Annotated in this window: 20 protein-coding genes; 8 read left to right on the forward strand and 12 right to left on the reverse strand. The window is 69.7% G+C overall.

All coding sequences use genetic code 11. The annotated features are described in order from the left end of the window. Positions 1 to 141: 141 nt before the first annotated feature. Together AB0E69_RS23990 and AB0E69_RS23995 are read left to right on the forward strand one after the other, a co-directional pair. Complete coding sequence (locus AB0E69_RS23990) at positions 142 to 489, forward strand: YciI family protein (protein WP_360149957.1); 348 nt, start codon at positions 142 to 144, stop codon at positions 487 to 489. Further along, complete coding sequence (locus AB0E69_RS23995; RefSeq protein WP_360149960.1) at positions 482 to 1,765, forward strand: DUF6596 domain-containing protein; 1,284 nt, start codon at positions 482 to 484, stop codon at positions 1,763 to 1,765. Before AB0E69_RS23990 ends, AB0E69_RS23995 begins: the two co-directional genes overlap by 8 nt. On the opposite strand, the gene hisN is transcribed toward AB0E69_RS23995, so the two are convergent. After that, positions 1,749 to 2,528, reverse strand: a complete 780-nt coding sequence (hisN, locus tag AB0E69_RS24000; RefSeq protein WP_360149963.1) for a histidinol-phosphatase — start codon at positions 2,526 to 2,528, stop codon at positions 1,749 to 1,751. The genes AB0E69_RS23995 and hisN overlap by 17 nt on opposite strands. Before the next feature lie 129 nt (positions 2,529 to 2,657). Here hisN and AB0E69_RS24005 point away from each other — a divergent pair, with 129 nt between their 5' ends. Beyond that, on the forward strand, positions 2,658 to 3,149 hold the full coding sequence (locus tag AB0E69_RS24005; RefSeq protein ID WP_360149966.1) for a DUF2231 domain-containing protein: 492 nt from the start codon (positions 2,658 to 2,660) through the stop codon (positions 3,147 to 3,149). Here AB0E69_RS24005 and rsgA read toward each other — a convergent pair. From rsgA to AB0E69_RS24030, 5 genes are all read right to left on the reverse strand, one after another. Beyond that, positions 3,142 to 4,128, reverse strand: coding sequence for a ribosome small subunit-dependent GTPase A (gene rsgA, locus AB0E69_RS24010; protein ID WP_360150098.1), 987 nt, complete (start codon positions 4,126 to 4,128; stop codon positions 3,142 to 3,144). The genes AB0E69_RS24005 and rsgA overlap by 8 nt on opposite strands. A 162-nt stretch (positions 4,129 to 4,290) precedes the next feature. Beyond that, on the reverse strand, positions 4,291 to 5,565 hold the full coding sequence (gene aroA, locus AB0E69_RS24015) for a 3-phosphoshikimate 1-carboxyvinyltransferase (protein ID WP_360149968.1): 1,275 nt from the start codon (positions 5,563 to 5,565) through the stop codon (positions 4,291 to 4,293). Positions 5,566 to 5,613: 48 nt separating this feature from the next. Further along, on the reverse strand, positions 5,614 to 6,795 hold the full coding sequence (locus tag AB0E69_RS24020) for a hypothetical protein (protein WP_360149971.1): 1,182 nt from the start codon (positions 6,793 to 6,795) through the stop codon (positions 5,614 to 5,616). Between the two features lie 25 nt (positions 6,796 to 6,820). Then, entirely contained in the window at positions 6,821 to 7,432 is a 612-nt protein-coding gene (locus tag AB0E69_RS24025) for a DoxX family membrane protein (protein WP_360149974.1), read from the reverse strand. Between the two features lie 60 nt (positions 7,433 to 7,492). Next, entirely contained in the window at positions 7,493 to 8,221 is a 729-nt protein-coding gene (locus AB0E69_RS24030) for a DsbA family oxidoreductase (RefSeq protein WP_360149977.1), read from the reverse strand. 70 nt (positions 8,222 to 8,291) lie between these two features. Between AB0E69_RS24030 and AB0E69_RS24035 the strand changes: the two genes are divergently transcribed. Next, positions 8,292 to 9,149: an aminoglycoside phosphotransferase family protein gene (locus AB0E69_RS24035; RefSeq protein WP_360149980.1), complete on the forward strand. Its 858-nt coding sequence runs from the start codon at positions 8,292 to 8,294 to the stop codon at positions 9,147 to 9,149. On the opposite strand, the gene AB0E69_RS24040 is transcribed toward AB0E69_RS24035, so the two are convergent. Further along, positions 9,137 to 9,898 carry an SDR family oxidoreductase gene (locus AB0E69_RS24040; RefSeq protein WP_360149983.1) on the reverse strand — a complete coding sequence of 254 codons (762 nt, stop codon included), beginning with the start codon at positions 9,896 to 9,898 and terminating at the stop codon, positions 9,137 to 9,139. The genes AB0E69_RS24035 and AB0E69_RS24040 overlap by 13 nt on opposite strands. Before the next feature lie 70 nt (positions 9,899 to 9,968). After that, a complete protein-coding gene (locus AB0E69_RS24045) occupies positions 9,969 to 10,850 on the reverse strand; it encodes an AraC family transcriptional regulator (RefSeq protein WP_360149987.1) in 882 nt (293 codons plus the stop codon). 138 nt (positions 10,851 to 10,988) lie between these two features. Between AB0E69_RS24045 and AB0E69_RS24050 the strand changes: the two genes are divergently transcribed. Together AB0E69_RS24050 and AB0E69_RS24055 are read left to right on the forward strand one after the other, a co-directional pair. Continuing rightward, positions 10,989 to 11,657 carry a DUF4097 family beta strand repeat-containing protein gene (locus AB0E69_RS24050; protein WP_360149990.1) on the forward strand — a complete coding sequence of 223 codons (669 nt, stop codon included), beginning with the start codon at positions 10,989 to 10,991 and terminating at the stop codon, positions 11,655 to 11,657. 83 nt (positions 11,658 to 11,740) lie between these two features. Next, the gene (locus AB0E69_RS24055; protein WP_360149993.1) at positions 11,741 to 12,085 is read left to right on the forward strand and encodes a hypothetical protein; all 345 of its coding nucleotides are present in this window, start codon (positions 11,741 to 11,743) and stop codon (positions 12,083 to 12,085) included. Between the two features lie 48 nt (positions 12,086 to 12,133). Here the strand turns inward: AB0E69_RS24055 and AB0E69_RS24060 are convergent, their stop codons facing one another. From AB0E69_RS24060 to AB0E69_RS24075, 4 genes are all read right to left on the reverse strand, one after another. Continuing rightward, on the reverse strand, positions 12,134 to 12,913 hold the full coding sequence (locus AB0E69_RS24060; RefSeq protein ID WP_360149996.1) for an alpha/beta hydrolase: 780 nt from the start codon (positions 12,911 to 12,913) through the stop codon (positions 12,134 to 12,136). Then, positions 12,910 to 13,629: an alpha/beta hydrolase gene (locus AB0E69_RS24065; RefSeq protein WP_360149999.1), complete on the reverse strand. Its 720-nt coding sequence runs from the start codon at positions 13,627 to 13,629 to the stop codon at positions 12,910 to 12,912. Before AB0E69_RS24065 ends, AB0E69_RS24060 begins: the two co-directional genes overlap by 4 nt. 126 nt (positions 13,630 to 13,755) lie before the next feature. After that, positions 13,756 to 16,437 carry an AAA family ATPase gene (locus AB0E69_RS24070; protein WP_360150002.1) on the reverse strand — a complete coding sequence of 894 codons (2,682 nt, stop codon included), beginning with the start codon at positions 16,435 to 16,437 and terminating at the stop codon, positions 13,756 to 13,758. A gap of 12 nt (positions 16,438 to 16,449) precedes the next feature. Next, positions 16,450 to 17,676, reverse strand: coding sequence for a M20/M25/M40 family metallo-hydrolase (locus AB0E69_RS24075; protein WP_360150005.1), 1,227 nt, complete (start codon positions 17,674 to 17,676; stop codon positions 16,450 to 16,452). A gap of 123 nt (positions 17,677 to 17,799) precedes the next feature. On the opposite strand from AB0E69_RS24075, the gene AB0E69_RS24080 reads away from it, so the two are divergent. After that, on the forward strand, positions 17,800 to 18,264 hold the full coding sequence (locus tag AB0E69_RS24080) for a hypothetical protein (RefSeq protein ID WP_360150008.1): 465 nt from the start codon (positions 17,800 to 17,802) through the stop codon (positions 18,262 to 18,264). 78 nt (positions 18,265 to 18,342) lie between these two features. After that, positions 18,343 to 19,467 carry a hypothetical protein gene (locus tag AB0E69_RS24085; RefSeq protein ID WP_360150011.1) on the forward strand — a complete coding sequence of 375 codons (1,125 nt, stop codon included), beginning with the start codon at positions 18,343 to 18,345 and terminating at the stop codon, positions 19,465 to 19,467. Positions 19,468 to 19,469: the final 2 nt, after the last annotated feature.

Here is a 19,469-nt window from a genome sequence, read left to right on the forward strand (position 1 = left end):
CCTGCTCGCTACGGCGCAGAGTTACCAGGCACCCTCTACGTGGTCGCGAAACTCGCCCCCGGAGGTTGTCGATTTCGGCCCGGCTCGTGCATCGGGATGGTGAATGCTGGAACCGACGGACGACAGGAGAGGTGACCCGACGTGGGCAAGTACCTGGTGATGATCTACGACGACGAGGCCAAGTGGGCGGCCGACGACGGCTCGGTGATGGAGCAGAACCACAAGAACCACCAGGCCTTCGCGGAGGCCAACGGGGCCGCGCTCCGCGGGGGTGGCCAGCTCGACGACAGCACCACCGCGACGTCGATCCGCTCCGACGGCAACGGCGGGTACGTCGTCACCGACGGGGTGTTCGCGGAGACCAAGGAGGTCATGGGCGGCTACTACATCATCGAGGCGGCCGACCTGGACGAGGCGCTCGCGATCGCCAAGCAGGTCCCGTCACCAATGGGTGGTGTCGAGGTCCGCCCGCTGGTCAACGGTGGCTGACCCAGTCGCTGAGGCGGTAGCGAAGGCCCACTCGAGCGAGTGGGCCTTCGTGCTCGCTGCGACCGCACGGGTCGCGGCAGACCTCGACCTGGCCGAGGACTGTGTGCAGGACGCGTACGCGAAGGCCCTGGTGCACTGGCGGGACAAGGGGGTGCCGGAGCGTCCTGGTGCGTGGCTGACCACCGTGGCGACCCGGCGGGCGCTGGAGCTGCGGCGGAGAGCAGACGTGGTACGGCGGAAGCTCCCGCTGCTCATGCCCGAGGAGGAGGTCGTGCGGGACGGGACGTTCCCGGACGACAGGCTTCGACTCGTGTTCACGTGCTGTCACCCGGCGCTGGCACAGGAGGCGCAGATAGCGCTCACGCTGCGGCTGGTGTGCGGGCTGTCGTCGGCGGAGATCGCCAAGGCGTTCCTGGTGAAGGAGGCGACCATGCAGGCGCGCATCACCCGCGCCAAGCAGAAGATCTCCCGCTCCGGCATCCCGTACCGCATCCCAAGCCCCGCCGACCTCCCCGACCGCATCGAAGCAGTCCTCGACGTAATCCACCTCGTGTACACAGCCGGCCACACCGCCCTCCCCGACCACACCCCACCCCCCGGAGCCACTGCACCTCCCGCAGCCACTGCACCTCCCGCAGCCACCGGAGACACGGGGCCTGGTGGCCACACCCTGACCAGACCAGTCCTGGGTGAGCGGGGCATTGACCTTGCGCGGATGATTCGTCTGCTGCTGCCGGACAGTTCTGAGGCGGCTGGTTTGCTTGCGCTGCTTCTGCTCACGGAAGCACGACAGGCTGCGCGGGTCGACGCCAAGGGCCTGGTGTTAATGGAGGACCAGGACCGGACGCTCTGGGACCGTCAGCTGATCGCGGAAGGCTTGGCGCTGGTCCCGGAGGCTGTCAGACCAGCCGGCCGCTACGGACTGATGGCGGCGATCGCAGCGGTGCACGCGGAGGCCGAATCCTGGGAGCAAACGGACTGGTCCGAGATCCTAGGACTGTATGACTTGTTGCTCGCCAGGTGGCCGTCCCCAGTGGTCGCGTTGAATCGGGTCGTGGCGCTCAGCTACGTCGAGGGTCCGGAGGCGGCACTGCGACAACTCCCGGACGACCCGGCGTTGGCGACGTACCCGTATCTCGCCTCGACCCGCGGTGAGCTGCTGTGGCGGCTCGGGCGGACGGCAGAGGCGAGAGCGGCGTACGAGGAGGCGCTGGCGTTCACCAGCAACCCGGTGGAGGCGGAGTTCCTGACCCGCAGGATCAAGCGAGGCGGCTGAGCACCTCGTCGTGCAAGCGACCGTTGGAAGCGACCGCGTTCGGGCCGTTCGGACCCGGCACACCGTCGATCGAGGTGAACTTGCCGCCGGCCTCGTCGACGATGATCGCCAGCGCGGCCATGTCGTACAGGTTCAGCTCGGGCTCCGCTGCGATGTCCACAGCGCCCTCCGCGACCAGCATGTACGACCAGAAGTCGCCGTACGCCCGGGTCCGCCAGCAGGACTCCATCAGTCCGGCCCACTGGTCCTTCTTGCCGAGCTTGTCCCAGCCCTTGAGCGACGAGTAGGACAGCGAGGCGTCCTCGATCCGGCTGACGTCGCTGACCCGGCAGGGCTGCGCGGTGTGCAGCGCGCGACCGGTCCAGGCGCCGTCGCCGTACGACGCCCACCAGCGCTTGCCGAGCGCCGGGGCGGAGACCACGCCGACGACGACCTGGTCCTCGATCATCAGGCTGATCAGCGTGGCCCAGACCGGGACGCCGCGGATGTAGTTCTTGGTGCCGTCGATCGGGTCGACCACCCAGCGCCGCACGCCCCAGCCGGTGGTGCCTTCCTCCTCGCCCACGAACGCGTCCCGCGGCCGGGCCCGGGCGAGCGTCTTGCGCATCACGTCCTCGACCTTCCGGTCCGCGTCGCTGACCGGGGTGAGGTCGGGCTTGGTGGCCACGTGCAGGTCGAGCGCCTTGTACCGGTCCATCGTGGTCGAGTCCGCGTCGTCGGCCAGCACGTGGGCGAGGCGCAGGTCATCCGTGTGCGAAGGCATGCCGGAAGGCTAGCCTGCCGCCCGGCCGCCCAGAAGTTGCGGTTGGGTTGCGGCATGAATTGAACCAAAGCGGGTGCTTGAACGTGCCACTAGTGTCTGACCACCGCTACGACTGCCATGGAGGCGTCAATGTTCGAGCGCTTCGGGGACCTGCCGCTGCATGTGCTGGTGATTCATCTCGCCGTGATCGTGCTGCCGGTCGCTGCGCTGACCGGGATCGTCTTCGCGCTGGTGCCGCGCTGGCGGTGGTTCCTGCGCTGGCCGGTCCTGCTGCTCGGCATCGGCACGGTGGTGTGCGCGTACGTCGCCAAGAAGAGCGGCGAAGCGTTCGTCAACGCCGTACCCACACTGGAGAAGGCCGTTGCGGTGCACGCGAAGCGCGGCGACCTGCTGGTCTGGTTCTGCGTGGCGTTCGCGGTCGTTGCCGTTGCCGCCTTCCTGCTCCTCGGCGGGCAGTCGGCACTCGCGTCCGGAAAGGGGGCGAAGGCAACCACAAGCCGCCCGCTCGAGCTGGTGACGCAGCTGGCGGTAGTGGTAGTAGCCGTGCTCGTCCTCTACCAAACGGTCCGCACCGGTGACGCCGGGGCACGGGCAGTCTGGGAAGGCCAGCTGCCTAAGTAGCCTCGGTGCGGGACGCCAGGAGCCGGCGGAACGAGTCCACCCGGGCTGCGTCCGCACGCCCCTCGCGGATGGCCTCGTCGAGGGCGCAGTCCGGCGCTGTCTCGTTGTGGGTGCAGCCGCGGGGGCAGTCCGCAGTGATCTCGGCCAGGTCCGGGAACGCGTTGATCAGGCGATCCGGGTTCACATGGGCGAGTCCGAACGAGCGGATGCCAGGCGTGTCGATCAGCCAGCCGCCGTCGGGCAGCCGCAGTACGACGGTGTTCGTCGACGTATGGCGGCCGCGGCCGGTGACCTCGTTGACGATGCCGGTCGCGCGGTGCGCGCCTGGAATGAGCGCGTTGACCAGGGTGGACTTGCCGACACCGGAGTGGCCGACGAGGACGCTGGTCCGGTCGTTCAGCTGCTCGCGGAGCTCGGCGGGCTCGCTGCCCAGCTTGGTCGTGACCGACTCGACGCCTAGCGGGCGGTAGATGGACAGCAGCGGGTCCGGGTCGGCCAGGTCGGTCTTGGTGAGGCAGAGCAGCGGCCGCATGCCTGCGTCGTACGCCGCCACCAGGAAGCGGTCGACCAGTCCGGTGCGGGGCTCTGGGTTGGCCACCGCGACCACAATGACCAACTGGTCCGCGTTGGCCACCAGCGGACGCTCTACCGGGTCGTCGTCATCGGCGGACCGGCGCAGCAGCGTCGTCCGGGGTACGACGCCGACGATGCGGGCCAGCGTGCCCTCGTCGCCACTCGCGTCACCGTCGAGCTTGACCCGGTCGCCGACGATCACGCCCTGCTTGCCGAGCTGCCGGGCCTTCATCGCCGTCACCTGGTGGCCTGTGCTGGTGTCACCGACCCAGCAGGTGTAGCGACCACGGTCCCGCGTGATGACAACGCCCTCGACAGCGTCGTCGTACGCGGGCCGGTCCTTGGTCCGCGGCCGCGTGTGGCGCCTGGGCCGGTCGTACTTCGCCTCCTCGTCGTACCGCGACATCAGCCAGCCGAGCCGTGTGTGATGGCCCCGCGCCGTAGCGAGCAGGTGCTCGGTGCGGTAGCTCGCCGTGCTGGAGTGGAGGCCTCGATGCGGATCCATCGTGGCCTCTGCTCCAGTGCGGCGAGATGCCGTGCCGAGGGCCGCGCAGTAGGCGCGGGGGCGTCACGCACGGCTCAAACCTGACCAGAGCTCGGGGAACTCGGGGAGGGTCTTGGCCGTGGTGGCGATGTTCTCGATCTCGACGCCGTCGACGAGCAGGCCGAGGACGGCGGCCGCGTGGGCCATCCGGTGGTCGGCGTAGGTGTGGAAAAGCCCGCTGTGCAAGGGCTTCGGCCGGATCGCGAGGCCGTCCTCGAGCTGGGTGACGTCGCCACCGAGCGCGTTGAACTCGCGCTCGAGCGCCGCCAGCCGGTCGGTCTCGTGGCCGCGTAGATGCGCGATGCCCCGCAGGTACGACGGCCCGTCGGCGAAGGCTGCCACCGCCGCGATGACCGGCGACAGCTCACCGACCTCGCTGAGATCCAGGTCGACAGCGGACACCTGACCGGAGCCGCGCACGGTCAGGCCGTCCTCGGTCCGGGTCACCGTCGCGCCGAAGCGAGTGAAGATGTCGGGCAGCTGACCACCCGGCTGGGTGGTCTCGGCCGGCCACCCGGTGACGGTGACGGCGCCGCCGGTGAGCACGGCCGCGGCCAGGAACGGCGCCGCGTTCGACAGGTCCGGCTCGATCGCGGTGTCCACCGCCCGAATGGGGCCCGGGACAACGACCCACCGGTTCGGCTCGCCGTCGTCGACGAACACACCGCGCTCGCGCAGCATCGCCACCGACATGTCCAGGTGCGGCTGCGACGGCACCGGCTTCCCGTCGTGCCGGATGTCGACGCCCTCGTCGTACCGCGCACCCGCCAGCAGCAGCGCGGACACGAACTGGCTCGACCCGGACGCGTCCAGCGTCACCTTGCCGCCGCGGACCGAGCCCGTGCCCGACACCGTGTACGGCATCCGGCCGCTGCCGCCGTCGTCGATCTGTACGCCGAGGGTCCGCAGGGCGCCGAGGATGACGCCCATCGGGCGCTCCCGCGCGTACTCGTCGCCGTCGAACGCGACCACACCGTCAGCCAGCGCAGTGACCGGTGGTACGAAGCGCATGACCGTGCCGGCCAGCCCACAGTCGACGTTTGCCGGGCCCTTGAGCGAGCCAGGCGTGACGGTGACCGTCGCACCGCTCTCCGCGATGCCTACGCCGAGAGAGACGAGCGCGGCCCGCATCAGAGCGGTGTCGCGGGCCGCCAGCAGGCCGGTGAGGTGCGACGGGCCGTCGGCGAGCGCGGCGAGGATGAGCGCGCGGTTGCTGATCGACTTCGATCCAGGCACCGTCACCATGCCGGTCACTGGCCCTTCGGCCCGCGGCGCCGGCCATCCCTGCTGCTCGCCCATCCTGCTCCTTCGGCTCGGTTGTCCAGCTCCGAGCCTAGGGCATCGGCGTCACTGGAGCTTCCAGCCTTCCGGCGGAGTGATCGTCAGGGCCTGGTTGGACTTGTTGAGCACAGGGACCGGGAGCGTCTTCGGGAACGAGTAGTTGATCACCTGGACCTCAGGTGCCGGGATCGCCTCGTCACTGCCGTGCGCAGGTGCCGGGATGCCCTTCTGGAAGGCAGCAACCGGCAGCAGAGTCTGGGTGTCCAGGTAGTAGACGGCGTGGATACCGACGCCCAGCGGGTAGGGGTTCGACCAGGGCCAGGTCACCGGGTCGAGGCCTGCGTCCCGGAACGCCCACATGGAGATCGCCGTACCGCCGTAGCTGTCGTTGGACAGGATGATCGGCGTGAAGTCGACCACCTGCCGCACGTACGTCTTGCCACCGGCTGACAGGAGCGTGGGCTTGGCCGGGTTCACATAGCCCTTGTAGCTGCGCAGTTTGGCCAGCACCGTGTCCGCCTGGCTGTCGGTGAGGCCGCTGGCGAACAGGGCGTCGCCCGTGCCGTACCCGCGCGGCTTGGTGCACTCCGGGCTGTCGAACGGAACGACCTGCCAGACCTTGTTGAGGTACGACCAGCTGTAGCTCTTGCCGCCCTTGCAGATGGAGCTGGTCGGCTGCTGCTCGGTCGGGTGGTCCATGAAGGTCTGGGCGTAGTAGAACTGGTTGCTCTCGTGGTCGATCGCCGAGTCGACGACCGTCCAGAGCTTGGTCCTGGACAGGAAGTTCTGCTGGTCGCCGAACGTCGTCATCTTGTACCGCGCCAGCGGCTGGGTCATCTGCCGCTTCGCGACACCTTCGAAGAACGTCTGCGGGTCCACCTCGGCCAGCGTCTCCGCGGTGACGGGCTGCCCCGGCTCGATCGTCTTGCCGTGCGGTGCGTCAGCCGTCGAGTCGCCGCTCTTGCTCGACCTCAGCTTCCAGACGAGCACGCCACCGCCGGACAGCACCACCAGAGCCACGACCAGCAGGCCCACGATCAGACCGGTGCTGGTCTTCTTCTTGGGCGGCGGCGGGTTGTAGAACCCCTGCTGCTGCGGTGTGTACTGCTGAGGCGGGTACTGCTGCTGCGGTGGCGCGTACTGCTGCGGTGGTGAGTACTGCGGTTGCTGCTGGGGAGGGAGCTCCGCCAGCGGTCGCCAGGAGCGGCCGTCCCACCACCACTGGCCGTCGTCACTGTACGTAGGCACTGTGTAAGCGTAGAACCAGGACAGGTCAGGACAGGTGGAGCTCAGCCCTCGCGAGTTTCGCGGCGTGCTTCGCCTCACGGGCCAGCTGCTTGGCCTCGCGCTTGGCCGCCTCTGCACCACGCTTGGTCTCGCGCTTGGCGGCCTTCGCGCCGCGCCTGGTCTCCCGCTTCGCGGCCTTGGCGCCGTGCGAGGCGCGCCAGGCGACACCCGGCTTGCCCTCGGTGTCGACCGCGGCGAGCAGCAGGCCGCCGAGCACGCCCAGGTTCTTCATGAACGAGATGCGCTGCTGGTTCCGGACCGCGGGGTCCTTCTCCTGCCAGAACGGGTGCCCGGCGAGCGTCGTCGGTACCAGCGATGCCGCCAGCGCCCCGGCTGCCAGCCGCCGGCCCTTGCCGGTCGCCAGCGCCAGACCGCCGATCACGTGCACCGCGCCGTTCAGCCGGACGAGGTTGGCCGTGGTCTCCGGCAGCCGGTCGCCCACTTGCGCCGGTGCGACCCGCTTCACCATCGGCACGAGCCGGTCCGTCACCGGCTGGGCCTTGGGCACCAGCGGCTCGGGGTTGCGGATCGCGTTAACGCCCTGGACTACGAAAATGACGGACAGCAACGGCCTGGCCAGTGCGCGCACGACAGTCATGCCTCCTTCATACACCACGGTTAGTACGTCTACCGGTACCCACCGCTGATGCGTTCAGGCTCAGATCGGGCAACCGTCCGGTCCGCAGGCCGCGTCACCGTCGGTGGCACCCGGCGCGGTGATCAGCGTCACCGGCTGACGGTCCGCATTCGCTCGGCGTAGCGCCTCCTGGAACACCTCCACCGGCTGCGCACCGCTGACGCCGTACTTCTGGTCGATGACGAAGAACGGCACGCCGTTCGCGCCGTACGCGAGCGCCTGTGCCTGGTCCGCCGCGACGTCATCGGCGTACGCCGTACCTGCGAGCACCTCGCGCACCTGGTCCGCCGGGAGGCCGACCTCGACGGCCAGTTCGGTCAGGGTGGCGTGGTCGCCGGTCGGAAGGCCGTCGGTGAAGTACGCCTTCAGCAGCCGCTCCTTGAGCTTGCCCTGCGTGTCAGCGGGAACCTCACCGGCCTCACCAAGCTCGAGGGCCAGGTGGAGCAGCCGGTGGGCGTCGACGGTGTTGACCGGCTTCGCCTGGTCGAGGTGGTACTCCAGTCCGACCTCCGCCGCGACCTCGGTCACGTGGGCGTTCGCCTGGCGGCCCCACTCGGCACCGCGGCCGTACTTCTCACCCAGCCGGGTGGCCAGGTCGCGCGGGTCGTCGTTCGTCGAGGACGGGTCGAGCTGGAAGCTGTGCCAGACGACCGTCGCGCTGTCGCCGCTCGCGGCCAGCGCCTGCTCCAGCCGGCGCTTGCCGATGTAGCACCACGGGCAGACGACATCGGACCACACATCAATACGCATAATCAGCACCAACTGATCATTCTGCGGACCCATTCCCAACCGATCTCGGGTGTGACGCGTCTGACGGGCCGTGGACGACGATCTTGTACGGGCCCTGTTGCAGGAGCAGCACCCTGACCTGGCGGAGCTGGAGCTGCAGGAGGTCGTGGGCGGCTGGGGGAACCAGATGTGGCGGCTGGGCGACGAGCTGGCCGTACGGATGCCGCGCCAGGACCGGACGCCGGACCTGCTGCTCAAGGAGTACCAACTGGTGCCTGACATCGCAGCCCGCGTCCCGCTGCCGGTCCAGACCCCGGTCCGGCTGGGTAAGCCGTCGGACCGGTTCCCGCGGACGTGGCTGGTGACCACGTGGGTCGCCGGTGAAGCAGGTGACTACGCACCGATCACTGACCCGGCCGCGGCCGACGTACTCGTGGACTTCCTGCAGGCCCTGCACACCGAGTCGCCGGCGGACGCGCCGGTGAGCGACCGGACCGGGCCGCCGCGGAGCCGGGTGGAGGACTTCGAGCGGCTGCGTACCCACGTCGGCGCTCCGGAGGAGGCCCGAGTGGTCTGGGAGGAGGCACTGGCCGCACCGGAGTGGCGCCGGCCGCGGGTCTGGTTGCACGGCGACCTGCACCCGGCCAACGTGGTCGTTGCCGACGGCACGCTGGCCGGAGTGATCGACCTCGAGGAGGTCTGCGCCGGCGACCCCGCGAACGACCTGGCCGCCGCGTGGGTCCTGCTGCCCGACGGCGCCGCCGACCGCGTCTTCGAGCGCTACCCGGTGGACGATGCGACGGTACGGCGTGCTCGCGGCTGGGCCGTCGTACGGGCGATGTTCCTGATGTCGATGGGCCGCAACGGCGAAGAGGGCCTGCCAGGCGGCAAGAAACACTGGGGCCCCCTCGGCCGCGCGGCCCTGGAACGGGTAATTCAGAGCTCGTAGCCGCCCGAGGCCTCCACGGTCTGAGCGGTGATCCAGCCCGAGTCGGGGGAGCCGAGGAACGCGATGACCTTGCCGAGGTCGTCGGACTCACCGATCCGGCCGAGCGCGGTCCGTTCCGCGATCGGGGGAATCCACTCGGGATGCTCGGCGAACGCGTCGCCACCGAGGCGCGTCCGGGTCACGCCGGGAGCAACGGCGTTGACCCGGATCGCACGGACACTCAGCTCCTTGGCGAGGTACCGGGTGAGCACGATCTGCGCGCCCTTCACACTCGCGTAGACCGAGTACCCGGGCGACGGCCGCGCCGACTGGAGCGCCGAAGTGCTGGTCGTGTACACGATCGAACCGTGGTCGGCGATCAACGGAAGGAGAGTCTGCGTGAGGAAGTACGGACCCTTCAGATGGACGTTGACCATCTGATCGAACAGGTCCTCGGTGGTCTCCTCGAACCTGACCGGAGGCTGCCCGACGCCGGCGTTGCTGACGAGGAAGTCGAACGTCGTCCGATCCCACCGCGTCAGTACGTCGGTCAGCGCGGCCCCGAACGCCGCGAACGTCTCCGGCCGGGATACGTCCAGCGGCAGCGCAACCGCCGTACCGCCGTCCTTCTCGATCCGCTCGACCGTGTCGAGGCCGCGCTCGCGGCCGCCGTGGTAGGTGACGACGACGGCCGTACCGCGCTTCGCGATCTCGAACGCGGCCCCCTGGCCGATGCCGGAACTGCCGCCGGTGATCACAGCTACTTGCATAATCGTGCACAACTCCTACTGGGTCAGGAACAGGTACCACACCAGTAGACGTGCTAGGACTGTGAGTTCGTTAGATCAATGCTGGCGCCAACTTGCCTGATCCTGCTCGATCGCGGCTCGGTGGCGTACCGAACTCGCGGCGGTACTCGCGGCTGAACTGCGACGGGCTGTCGTAGCCCACGGCGTACCCCGCGCTCGTCACGTCCTCGCCGAGCCCGACCACGCGGAGCCGGGCTTCGTGCAGCCGGATCTTCTTCTGGAACTGGATCGGGGTGAGCTCGGTGACGGTGCGGAAGTGGCGGTGGAAGGCCGACGTACTCATGCCGGCCATCGCGGCCAGGTCCTCGACCCGGAACGGCTCGGTGTAGTGCTTGCGGATCCAGCCGATGACCCGCGCGACGTGCGACAGGCTGCTGTCGGCGAGCCCGATCTCGCGAACCGCCGCGCCTTGCGGGCTGCGCAGCAGGCGCCAGAGGATCTCGCGCTGCACGAGTGGCGCGAGCACGGGGGCGTCGTCGGGTTGGTGGACCAGTCGGAGCAAGCGGATCATCGCGTCGACCAGTTCGGCCGGGGCATGGCCGACGGTGAGACCGCGGACCGCGCCGCCGGGTTTCTCGTTCGTGTCGAGGAGCAGCGAGGCGATCGACTCCGGTCGCAACTCGAGCCCGACGCCGAGACATGGCGCGTCCTTCGATGCCTCGACGAAGTGGCCCGTGACCGGCAGGTCCACAGACACGATCACGTAGTCGCCGGCGCCGTACTCGAACACCTGCTCACCGAGCGCCAACCGCTTCCGCCCCTGCGCCACCAACGCGAACGTGGGCGACGCCAGCCCGGCCGTCGGGGGCGTGGGCGCATCTACAAGAGACAGCAACAACCCGTCGATCGCGCCCTCACGTCCGACCGCGCCGACGATCAGCTCACGCAAGTCCGCCAAGCCACGCGAATCCACGCCGCCCACCTTACGGGCGTGATCGCCGACCGGGCCGGGTGCTGACACAGGCATGTCAGGGCGGTGGCGGTTCGGTGTCAGGACGGGCCTCGAGAGTTGGTCCCAGTTCAACCACTACGCATCAGGAAGGCAACGACAATGCCGAACTTCAGCACCCCCGCACCGATCTCCGCGGTCCTCGACATCCCCGCCGGCAGCATCCGGTTCACCGCCGCCGAGCAGGACGCAACCACCGTCGAGATCCTGCCCGCGGACGCCGCGAAGAGCCGGGACGTGAAGGCCGCGGAGGACGCCAAGGTCGAGTACGCCGACGGCGTTCTGCGGATCGAGGTCGCCGCGAAGAACCAGTACTTCGGACCGACCGGATCGGTCGCGGTGACCGTCCAGCTGCCCGCGGGCTCCCAGGTGGAGGTCAAGGCCGCCAGCGCCGAGCTGCGGGCCACCGGACGGTACGGCGACTTCGTGATCAAGAGCGAGCACGGCTCGATCGATCTCGACGACGTCGCCAGCGCCCGGATCACCACCGCCGCCGGTGACGTCTCCGTCGGCCGCCTGAACGGCCCCGCGGAGATCCGCACCAGCAAGGGCGACATCCGGATCGCCGAGGCGGTCCGCGGCGACGTCGTACTGCGCACCGACGCCGGCAACGTCGAGATCGGCACCGCCGCCGGCGTCTCGGCCACCCTCGACGCCGGCACCTCGAGCGGCCGGATCAGCAACGCGCTGAACAACACCGAAGGCGCCGGCGCGGAGCTCACCATCCACGCAACCACCAGCGTCGGCGACATCGTCGCCCGCAGCCTCTGACCGACGTACCCAACCCAAGGAGTACACACGATGCCCACCCCCACCGGCTTCTCCGCGACCGGCCGCAGACCGGTGAGTTCCACGTGTGGGACGAGGCCGAGGCCGGCCGCCACAGCAAGCCACCGGCGTTCCCCGGCGGTGGCGGCGGGCTCAACTCCACCGCCGACGACTACCACGCGTACTTCCGGATGCTGCTCAACCACGGGACGCACCAGGGCGGCTGGGGCTTCGGTATGGCGGTCCGCACGTACCGCGGCGACTACGCCCCGGTTGGCCAGTTCGGTTGGGACGGCGGCAGCGGTACGTCGACGTACGCGGACCCGGTCAACGGCATCGTCGGCGTACTGCTCACCCAGGTGGGCGCTACCGTGCCGAGCGCGACGCAGCTGATGCTGGACTTCTGGACGACCCTGTACCAAGCCATCTGAGCATGGCAGTCGGCCGGACCGCGTAGTGAGGTCCGGCCGACAGGTGGTTCAGCGAGCGGCTTGCTCGATGACGTGGGTCACCGTGCTCGGGTGGGACAGTGCGACCAGGTGCGAGGCGCCTTCGACCTCGACGATGGTGGCGCCTGCCCGCTGGGCCATGAAGCGTTCGGCGGCCGGCGCGATGGCGTGGTCGCCGGTGGGGATGACGGCGTACTTCGGGAGTCCTGCCGGCGCGGTGCGCTCGACCTTCTCGCCGAAGGCGGCTGCGGCGATCGGGCGCTGGGAGGCGCCGAGGACTGCGGCCTGCCGGGCAGGCAGGTCGGCTGCGAACACCTGCCGGAACGGCTCCGGCTTGATCGTCAGGTCGACACCGCCGGGGTAGCTGATCGCGTTCGTGGTGTCCGGACCGACCTGGCTGCCCGGGTACTGCGCGTTCAGCGCACCGATGGTCTCACCGGCCTGCGGGATGAAGGCGGCCACGTAGACGAGTGACTTGACCCCACTGGTCCCGGCGAGCTCGCTGACGAGCGCACCGCCGTACGAGTGACCGACCAAGACCTTCGGCCCCTGGATGCCGTTGAGGACACCGGTCAGGTACGTCGTATCCGCGGCGACGCCCCGGAGCGGTACCGCGGGGACGACGACCGTGTACCCGTCCTTCTGGAGGCGGGTGGTGACCTCGGACCAGCTGGCGCCGTCGGCGAAGGCGCCGTGCAGCAGGACGATGGTCGGCTTGGGCTTGTGCTCGGTCTGCGCGGCGGCGGTGCTGACACCGGTGACGGTCAGGACGGCGGCGGCGAGGACGGTGATCAGGCGACGGACGTTCATCGGGTCGCACCTGCCTCGACGGCGGTCGCGATGAAGTCGGCGACGGTCTTGGCCTGGGAGACGGCGACCGCGTGCGAGCCGTCGACCTCGATCGTGGTGGCCTTGGCGCGGGCAGCCATCGTCCGCTGCCCCTCCGGGTGGATGGCCTGGTCACCGGTGGCGACCAGGTCGTAGACCGGCAGCCGCTTCCAGCTCGCCGGACCGCCCTTCTCCTCGAACGCTCCGGCCGCGATCGCCCGCTGGGTCCGGCCCAGCAGCTCCGCGTCCACCACGTCGGCCGCGAACAGCGCCGGGAACTTGTCCAGGTCGATGGTCAGCCAGGTCTCCTCGCCACCGTCACCGGTCGGCAGCTGGTGCGGGACCAGACCGGCAGCGAAGTCGTTGGCCGGGAAGCTGCCGAGCAGGTCCTGCAGGCTCTCGCCCTCGTCCGGCAGGAACGCGGCGACATATACCAGGGCGGTCACGTTCTCGGCCTGGTTGGCGGCGACGGTGATCACGGCACCGCCGTACGAGTGACCGACCAGGACGACGGGACCGTCGATCTCCCGGACCTGGGCGGCGACCCGGCTGCCGTCGAGCGCGGGACCGCGGAGCTCGTTGGAGACCGCGATCGCGGGGATACCGCGGTTGTTGAGCTCGGCGATCACGTCGGTCCAGGCGCCGTTCTCGGCGAACGCGCCGTGGACCAGGACGACGGTCGGGGTTTGTGCAGTCATTGTTCTCGCTCTCCTTCGGATCGGATACGAGAAGCAAACCGGCTGACCACCCCCGGCCGGATCGACGGAACACATGATCTTCGAGTGGCGGGAGGAGCGCGTTGAGGGGTGCGGTGCACCCAAAACTCATGCGTTCGGGGGAGGGGCGAACCGTTCGAGGACCAGGCGGGCCAGCTGGACCCGGGAGTTGACGCCGAGCTTGCTGAAGACGGCGCGGAGGTGCGTGCCGACGGTGCTGGCCGAGACGACGAGCTCCTCGGCCGCGGAGCGGTTGGTGTGCCCTTCGGACACGAGCAGGGCGACCCGGCGCTCCATCGGTGTGAGCGCCTCCCAGCCGGCTTCGGCTCGCGGCGGTACGGCGGTCCAGCGACGACGCCGTACTCCGGCTGCTTGTAGCGCGGCCTGGATGCGGGCGGCGGGTGCGGTAGCGCCGAGCTCGGTCAGACGATCCAGGGCCTGCTCGAGGATCGCGACGCCGGTGCTGCGGTCGCCGTCGGCCAGCTCGGCGCGGCCGTAGCGTTCCTCGGCCAGTGCGAGGAGCAGCGGGCGGCCTACAGTTCGTAGCTGGTCCGTGGCGGAAGCCAACCGCTTGCGGTCGTTGCCAGCAGCTACGAGTTCCAGCGCGGCCGTTGCAGTGGTCGATGGGCTTGCTGCGGCGAGCAGGTCGTTGGCGTTGGCCTGCACGAGGACGGTGATTCGCTCCGGGAAGTCCAGCGGTACGTCTCTCAGCCGGTCGACTGCCTTGGTGTCTCCGTCGGCGACCGCCACCAGCGTGTTGATCGTGGGATCGCTGCCGGCCAGCTCGCGGGCCTTGTTCGGGTCGGCGTGCAGCAACGCGACCAGGGCCTGCACCTGGCGGGCCGCCGGGGCCAATCGCGTGTCGTGGAAGTCGTTCATCCAGCGCAGGCCGGTATCTGCTGCGTCGACGGCTGCCTGCAGGTTTCCCGCGGCCAGCTCGAGGCGAGCCCGCAGTACGGCGAGCTGCGGGGCGGACTGCCAGTCGCCGGCGCCCAGCAGCATCCGCACGCGATCCAGCGCGGCTGGGAGGTCGTCGGTCTCGGCACGGCAGTAGAGCTCGCCCACCTCGACCAGGGTGTCCGGCAGAGCGCCCAGCTCGCCGGGCCGACCGCTCAGCTTGGCTTGCGTCTGCCGGGCCCCGGCGTAGTAGTTCCGGGCGGTCGCGAACTGGCCCAGCGCACGTGCCTCTTCAGCTGCTGCGACCAGCAGGACGGCGTGGGCAACTGGGTCCGTGACTCTGTCCAGTTGGTCGACGGCGTGCTGGTCGGGGGCGAGGAGCATGCGGTAGGCAGTCAGACGCTCGGTCAGGTGTGTCGCGGCGCCGGGCGCGAACAGCTCCTGGCGGTCCAGGCGACCGAGTGCCCACTGGCTGGAAGCGAGCCGAAGTCGGATCGAGGCACGGCGGTCTGGGGTGAGCGGACCCTGGTAGAGCGCGCTGTCGCCGAGCAGGTCGTCGGCAAAGGCTTTGGCGCGGTCGTACTGGTACGCCGCGAGCAGGATGGCGACCACGTCCTCGCCGACCTCTGCACGCAGCGGATCGTCCACTGGGGTCAGGTCGAATGCTTGCTGGATGACCTCGGCCGCAGTGGTCGACATGGTGGTCACCAGCTCCTGAGCAGCCTGCCGCAGGGTGGCAATCGAGCTGGTGTCACCCGGCTGCGCCACCGCCAACACATGCGGCGCGGCCACTGCCGCACCTCGCCCGGCAGCCAGCAGCTGATTGGCAATCGCACCATGCAAGGCACGCTGTGCAGAAGGCGGTACGTCGGCGAGCGTGGCCGTCCGGAGCAGCTCGTGGCGGAACCGCAGCGTCGTACCGGCGTCCATCACCAGCCCCGCCTGGATGGCTTCCTCCAGCGCGGTAGCCAGCCGAGCGACAGGCTCACCCATCAGCGCGCCGACGTCTTCCAACCGAAACTCACTACCGAAGACGGCAGCAGTCCGCACCAAGGTCCGAGCGGTCTCAGACAGACCACTCATCCGGCGCCGCACGCCCTCTACGAGCCCGTGCGGCAGAGGCCCAGCTGGCACAGCACCCGTCAGCAACGGCCCGACTCCTCCCGCGTCGGCGGCGGTGCTGGTCGGCACGCTGCCTTCGTACAGGTAGAGCCCGGCGATCAGCTGCTCGGCGAGGAACGGGATGCCCTGGACGCTGACGAGCTGTCGAGCGAGCGACGCGTCGACTGGGCCGTTCAGGCGATCGGTGGCCAGGTCCTGGATGGCCGCTGTGGTGAGCGGCTGCAGGTTGATGGCGTGGACCGGCAGTTGGCTGCGTACGGCGTCTATCAGCTGGTCCGTGATGCCGCCGGGGACCGGGCGGGTGCCGACGAGCCAGACGACGTGGGCGCTGGGGAGGCGGGACGCCGCTACCCGCAGTACGAAGGCCGAGAGGGGGTCCGACCACTGGGCGTCGTCCAGCACGATCAGAGCCTTGGCCCCGGCCAGGCGGCGGCCGAGCAGGTCGGCGACGCGCTCAGCCAGCCACAGCGGCTGGCTGTTGAGGGCGGCCAGCTCCAGGAAGTCCGAGGTGTCGATCAGCGGCTCGCGGCCGCCCCGGAGCGCGGGAGCCAATGAGGAGAGCGGGCTGATGTCGTCGGTCTGGTGTGCGGTTGCGGTGGCGACCAAGCAGCCGTGGCGTTCGGCCTGCTCAGCGGCTGCGGCGAGCAGTGCGGACTTGCCGATGCCGGGCTCACCCGTGACGACGGCCAGGGACGCCTGGCCGTCGGCGGCCGCCCATAGCGCGTCCAGGAGCTGACCGAGCTCCTCGGACCGTCCCCGCAGCGGCGTCATGGTGGAGTTGTATCAACTGCAGCGGCGGACAGCGAGCAGGGCATAGGCACGCGCCGCATGCAGTACGTCGGCCAGCGGGACGTGCTCGTCGGCCGCATGGGCGTACCGGACGTCGCCAGGACCGTACTGCAGCGTCGGGATGCCCGCAGCGGAGTACTGCCGGAGGTCCGACCCGTACGGCGCACCCTTGACCTCCGGCCTCGCTCCAGCGTCCGTCGCCGCCTGCAGCGTGTCAGCGAGGAGGGGGTCGCCCGCGGGGAGGAGACCAGAGGCGAAGACACCGCCGGGCCAGGTCACCGTGGCAGGGTGCTCACACAGCCAGTCGTCCTTCGCGCACGCCTCGGCCACGGCCGTCTCGAAGGCGGTGCGTGCGTCGGCCAGGGTCTCCCCAAGACGTACGCCGTACCTTCCCTCGGCGATGAGCCGGTCCGGGACGGTGCTGGCCCAGTCGCCGGCGCTGATCGTGCCGACGGAGAGGGGGTTGGCCAGGTCGAGGTGGGCGAGCAGCGGGTGCGGGTCCCGGTTGCGGTCCGCTTCCAGGTCCAGCAATGCGCTCTGCAGCTTGGTGAACTTCTCGATCGCGCTGACCCCGCGGCTCCGGGTCGAGCCGTGGGTGGCGAGGCCGGGGACCTCGAGCCGGAAAGTGAGCGAGCCGGCGTTGGCCGGGATCACCGCGCCGGCGGTCGGTTCGGCGATCAGGCAGGCCTCGCCGCGGTGGCCGCGGCGGAGGGTCGCGAAGGCGCCCGCGCCACCGTCCTCCTCGCCGATCACCGTGTGCACGGCCAGCGGTTTGCGCAATTTGATGCCGGAGGCAACGATCGCGGCGACCGCGCCGAGGATCGCCGCGACGCCGCCCTTCATGTCACACGTCCCACGGCCCCACATCACGCCGTCCTCGATCCGCGCGGTGAAGTCGTCGCCGGGCACGACGTCGACATGCCCGTTGAGAATCAGCCCCGGCGTCGCGTCCCCACCCAGCACGCCCACGCAGCCCCAGGCCTCGACGCGTTCGACCTCCATCCCGGGGAAGGCCGGATCGGCGGTGAGCGTCTGCAGGTCCAGCGGCCAGTGGTCCACGACCAGACCCAGCTCCGCGAGCCGCTGCGCACACCACGCCTGTACGTCGCTCTCCGCCGGAGTCCCGTCCACGCTCGGGATCTCCACCAGCTCGCGTAGCTCGTCGACGATCCGCCCGTCGTCGACCGCGGCCAGCACCGCCTGCTCGGTCTCGTTGGTCACCGCTCAGGAATATCACCGATCGGCCGACAACGTCTGACCGTTCAGCCGACAGCCTGCCCGGCCGGATCGTGACAGCGTTCCGCGGAGATGGCCCATCCGGGGCCGGGGGGAAGGAAACCGCAGATGCACCGCAAGAAGAAGATCCTCGTCGCCACTGCCGCTGTCATCGTCATCGGAGCCGGTACCGCGTTCGCGTACTGGAGCACCCAGGGCTCCGGCAGCGGCTCGGGCACCACGTCGGCCGGCGACAGCAGCCTCGTGATCACCCAGACCAGCACGATCGCGAACATGTTCCCGGGCGACGCCGCCCAGCCGATCACCGGCACCGTGAAGAACACGGCGGCGAACAGCGCGTACGTCAACACCGTGACCGTCAGCATCGCCTCGGTGACCAAGGCCGCCGGCGCGACCGGCGACTGCGACGCCACGGACTACACCCTGGCTGCTCCGGTCATGACGATCGCCAAGGACGTCGCCACCAACGCCACCGAGCCGTTCTCCGGCGCCTCGCTCAAGTTCAACAACAAGGCGTCCAACCAGGACGGTTGCAAGGGCGCGACGGTGAACCTGTCGTACGCCAGCAACTAGTCAGCAGGAGCGGTTTCCCAGGTCCGGGCGGGCACGACCCGTCCGGACCGGGACCGCACAGGCAAGGGGGAGCAGCAGATGCGAGGCACGCGCAGCGGCCGGTACCGGGTGGTCAGGTTCTTGATCGCCGGGTGCTGCCTCCTGCTTGCTGTGGCCGGCCTGTCGTATGCGGCAGCACCAGCCAAACCGGGGCTGACGCTAGGCATCTCGCCGACCAGCCAGTCCGTGACCCGGGGGCAGACCGCCACCTACACCGTCTCGGTGACCTCGACCGGCGGTTACACCGGCACAGTGGCTCTGACGGCCGCCGGCGTACCCAGTGGGGCTACGGCAGGCTTCAACCCGTCGTCCGTGTCGCTGACTTCCGGTGGTACAGCGCAGACGGCGCTGACGGTGAGTACGTCGTCGTCCACGCCGACCGGATCGGTCACCATCACCGTGCAGGGCACCGGGTCGAAGGTCAGCGGCACCATCGGCGCCGGACTGGTCGTCAACCCGCCGCTGTCCAGCTCGCTGGCGATGACGGCAACGCCGGCGTCGGTCACCCAGGCACCCGGGTCGGCAGCGGTCTTCACCGTCCAGCTGACCCGCACGAATCTTCCCGGGCCCCTGACGCTGGCGGTCGCCGGCGGCCTGCCGTCCGGTGCGACCGTGGCCTTCACGCCGAACCCGGTCACCGGAACGTCGTCCACCCTGCAGATCGGCACCTCCGTGCAGTCCGACGACGGCACCTACACGCTGAACCTGGTCGCCAGCGGCAAGGACCCGTCCGGCGTGACCAGATCCGCGAACGTGACGGTCCAGCTCGTCCTGCGCAGCAGCATCAAGGAGTTCGCGATCAGTGGCAACCTGTCCGGCTTGCTCGCGCCCGGTGTCTCCCGAGCGCTCGAGCTGACGCTGACGAACCCGAACAAGAAGCCCATCTCCATCACGAACCTGACTGTCACCGTGCGCTCCGTCACGCGGACGCCGTACGCCGTGGCCCACAACCTGCCGTGCGCTCCGGCGGACTACCAGGCCACCCAGTACACCGGGACTTATCCGCTGACCGTGCCAGGCGAGACCAGCGCATCGCTGAACAGCCTCCACGTGCCGCAGCCCGTCTGGCCGAAGGTGGCGATGCTCGACACCGCCTCGAACCAGGACGGCTGCAAGGGTGCCACGCTCACGCTCGCGTACGCCGGCTCGGGACAGGGGAACTGACC

The sequence above is a fragment of the Kribbella sp. NPDC026611 genome, from assembly GCF_040638345.1.
Lineage (GTDB): Bacteria > Actinomycetota > Actinomycetes > Propionibacteriales > Kribbellaceae > Kribbella.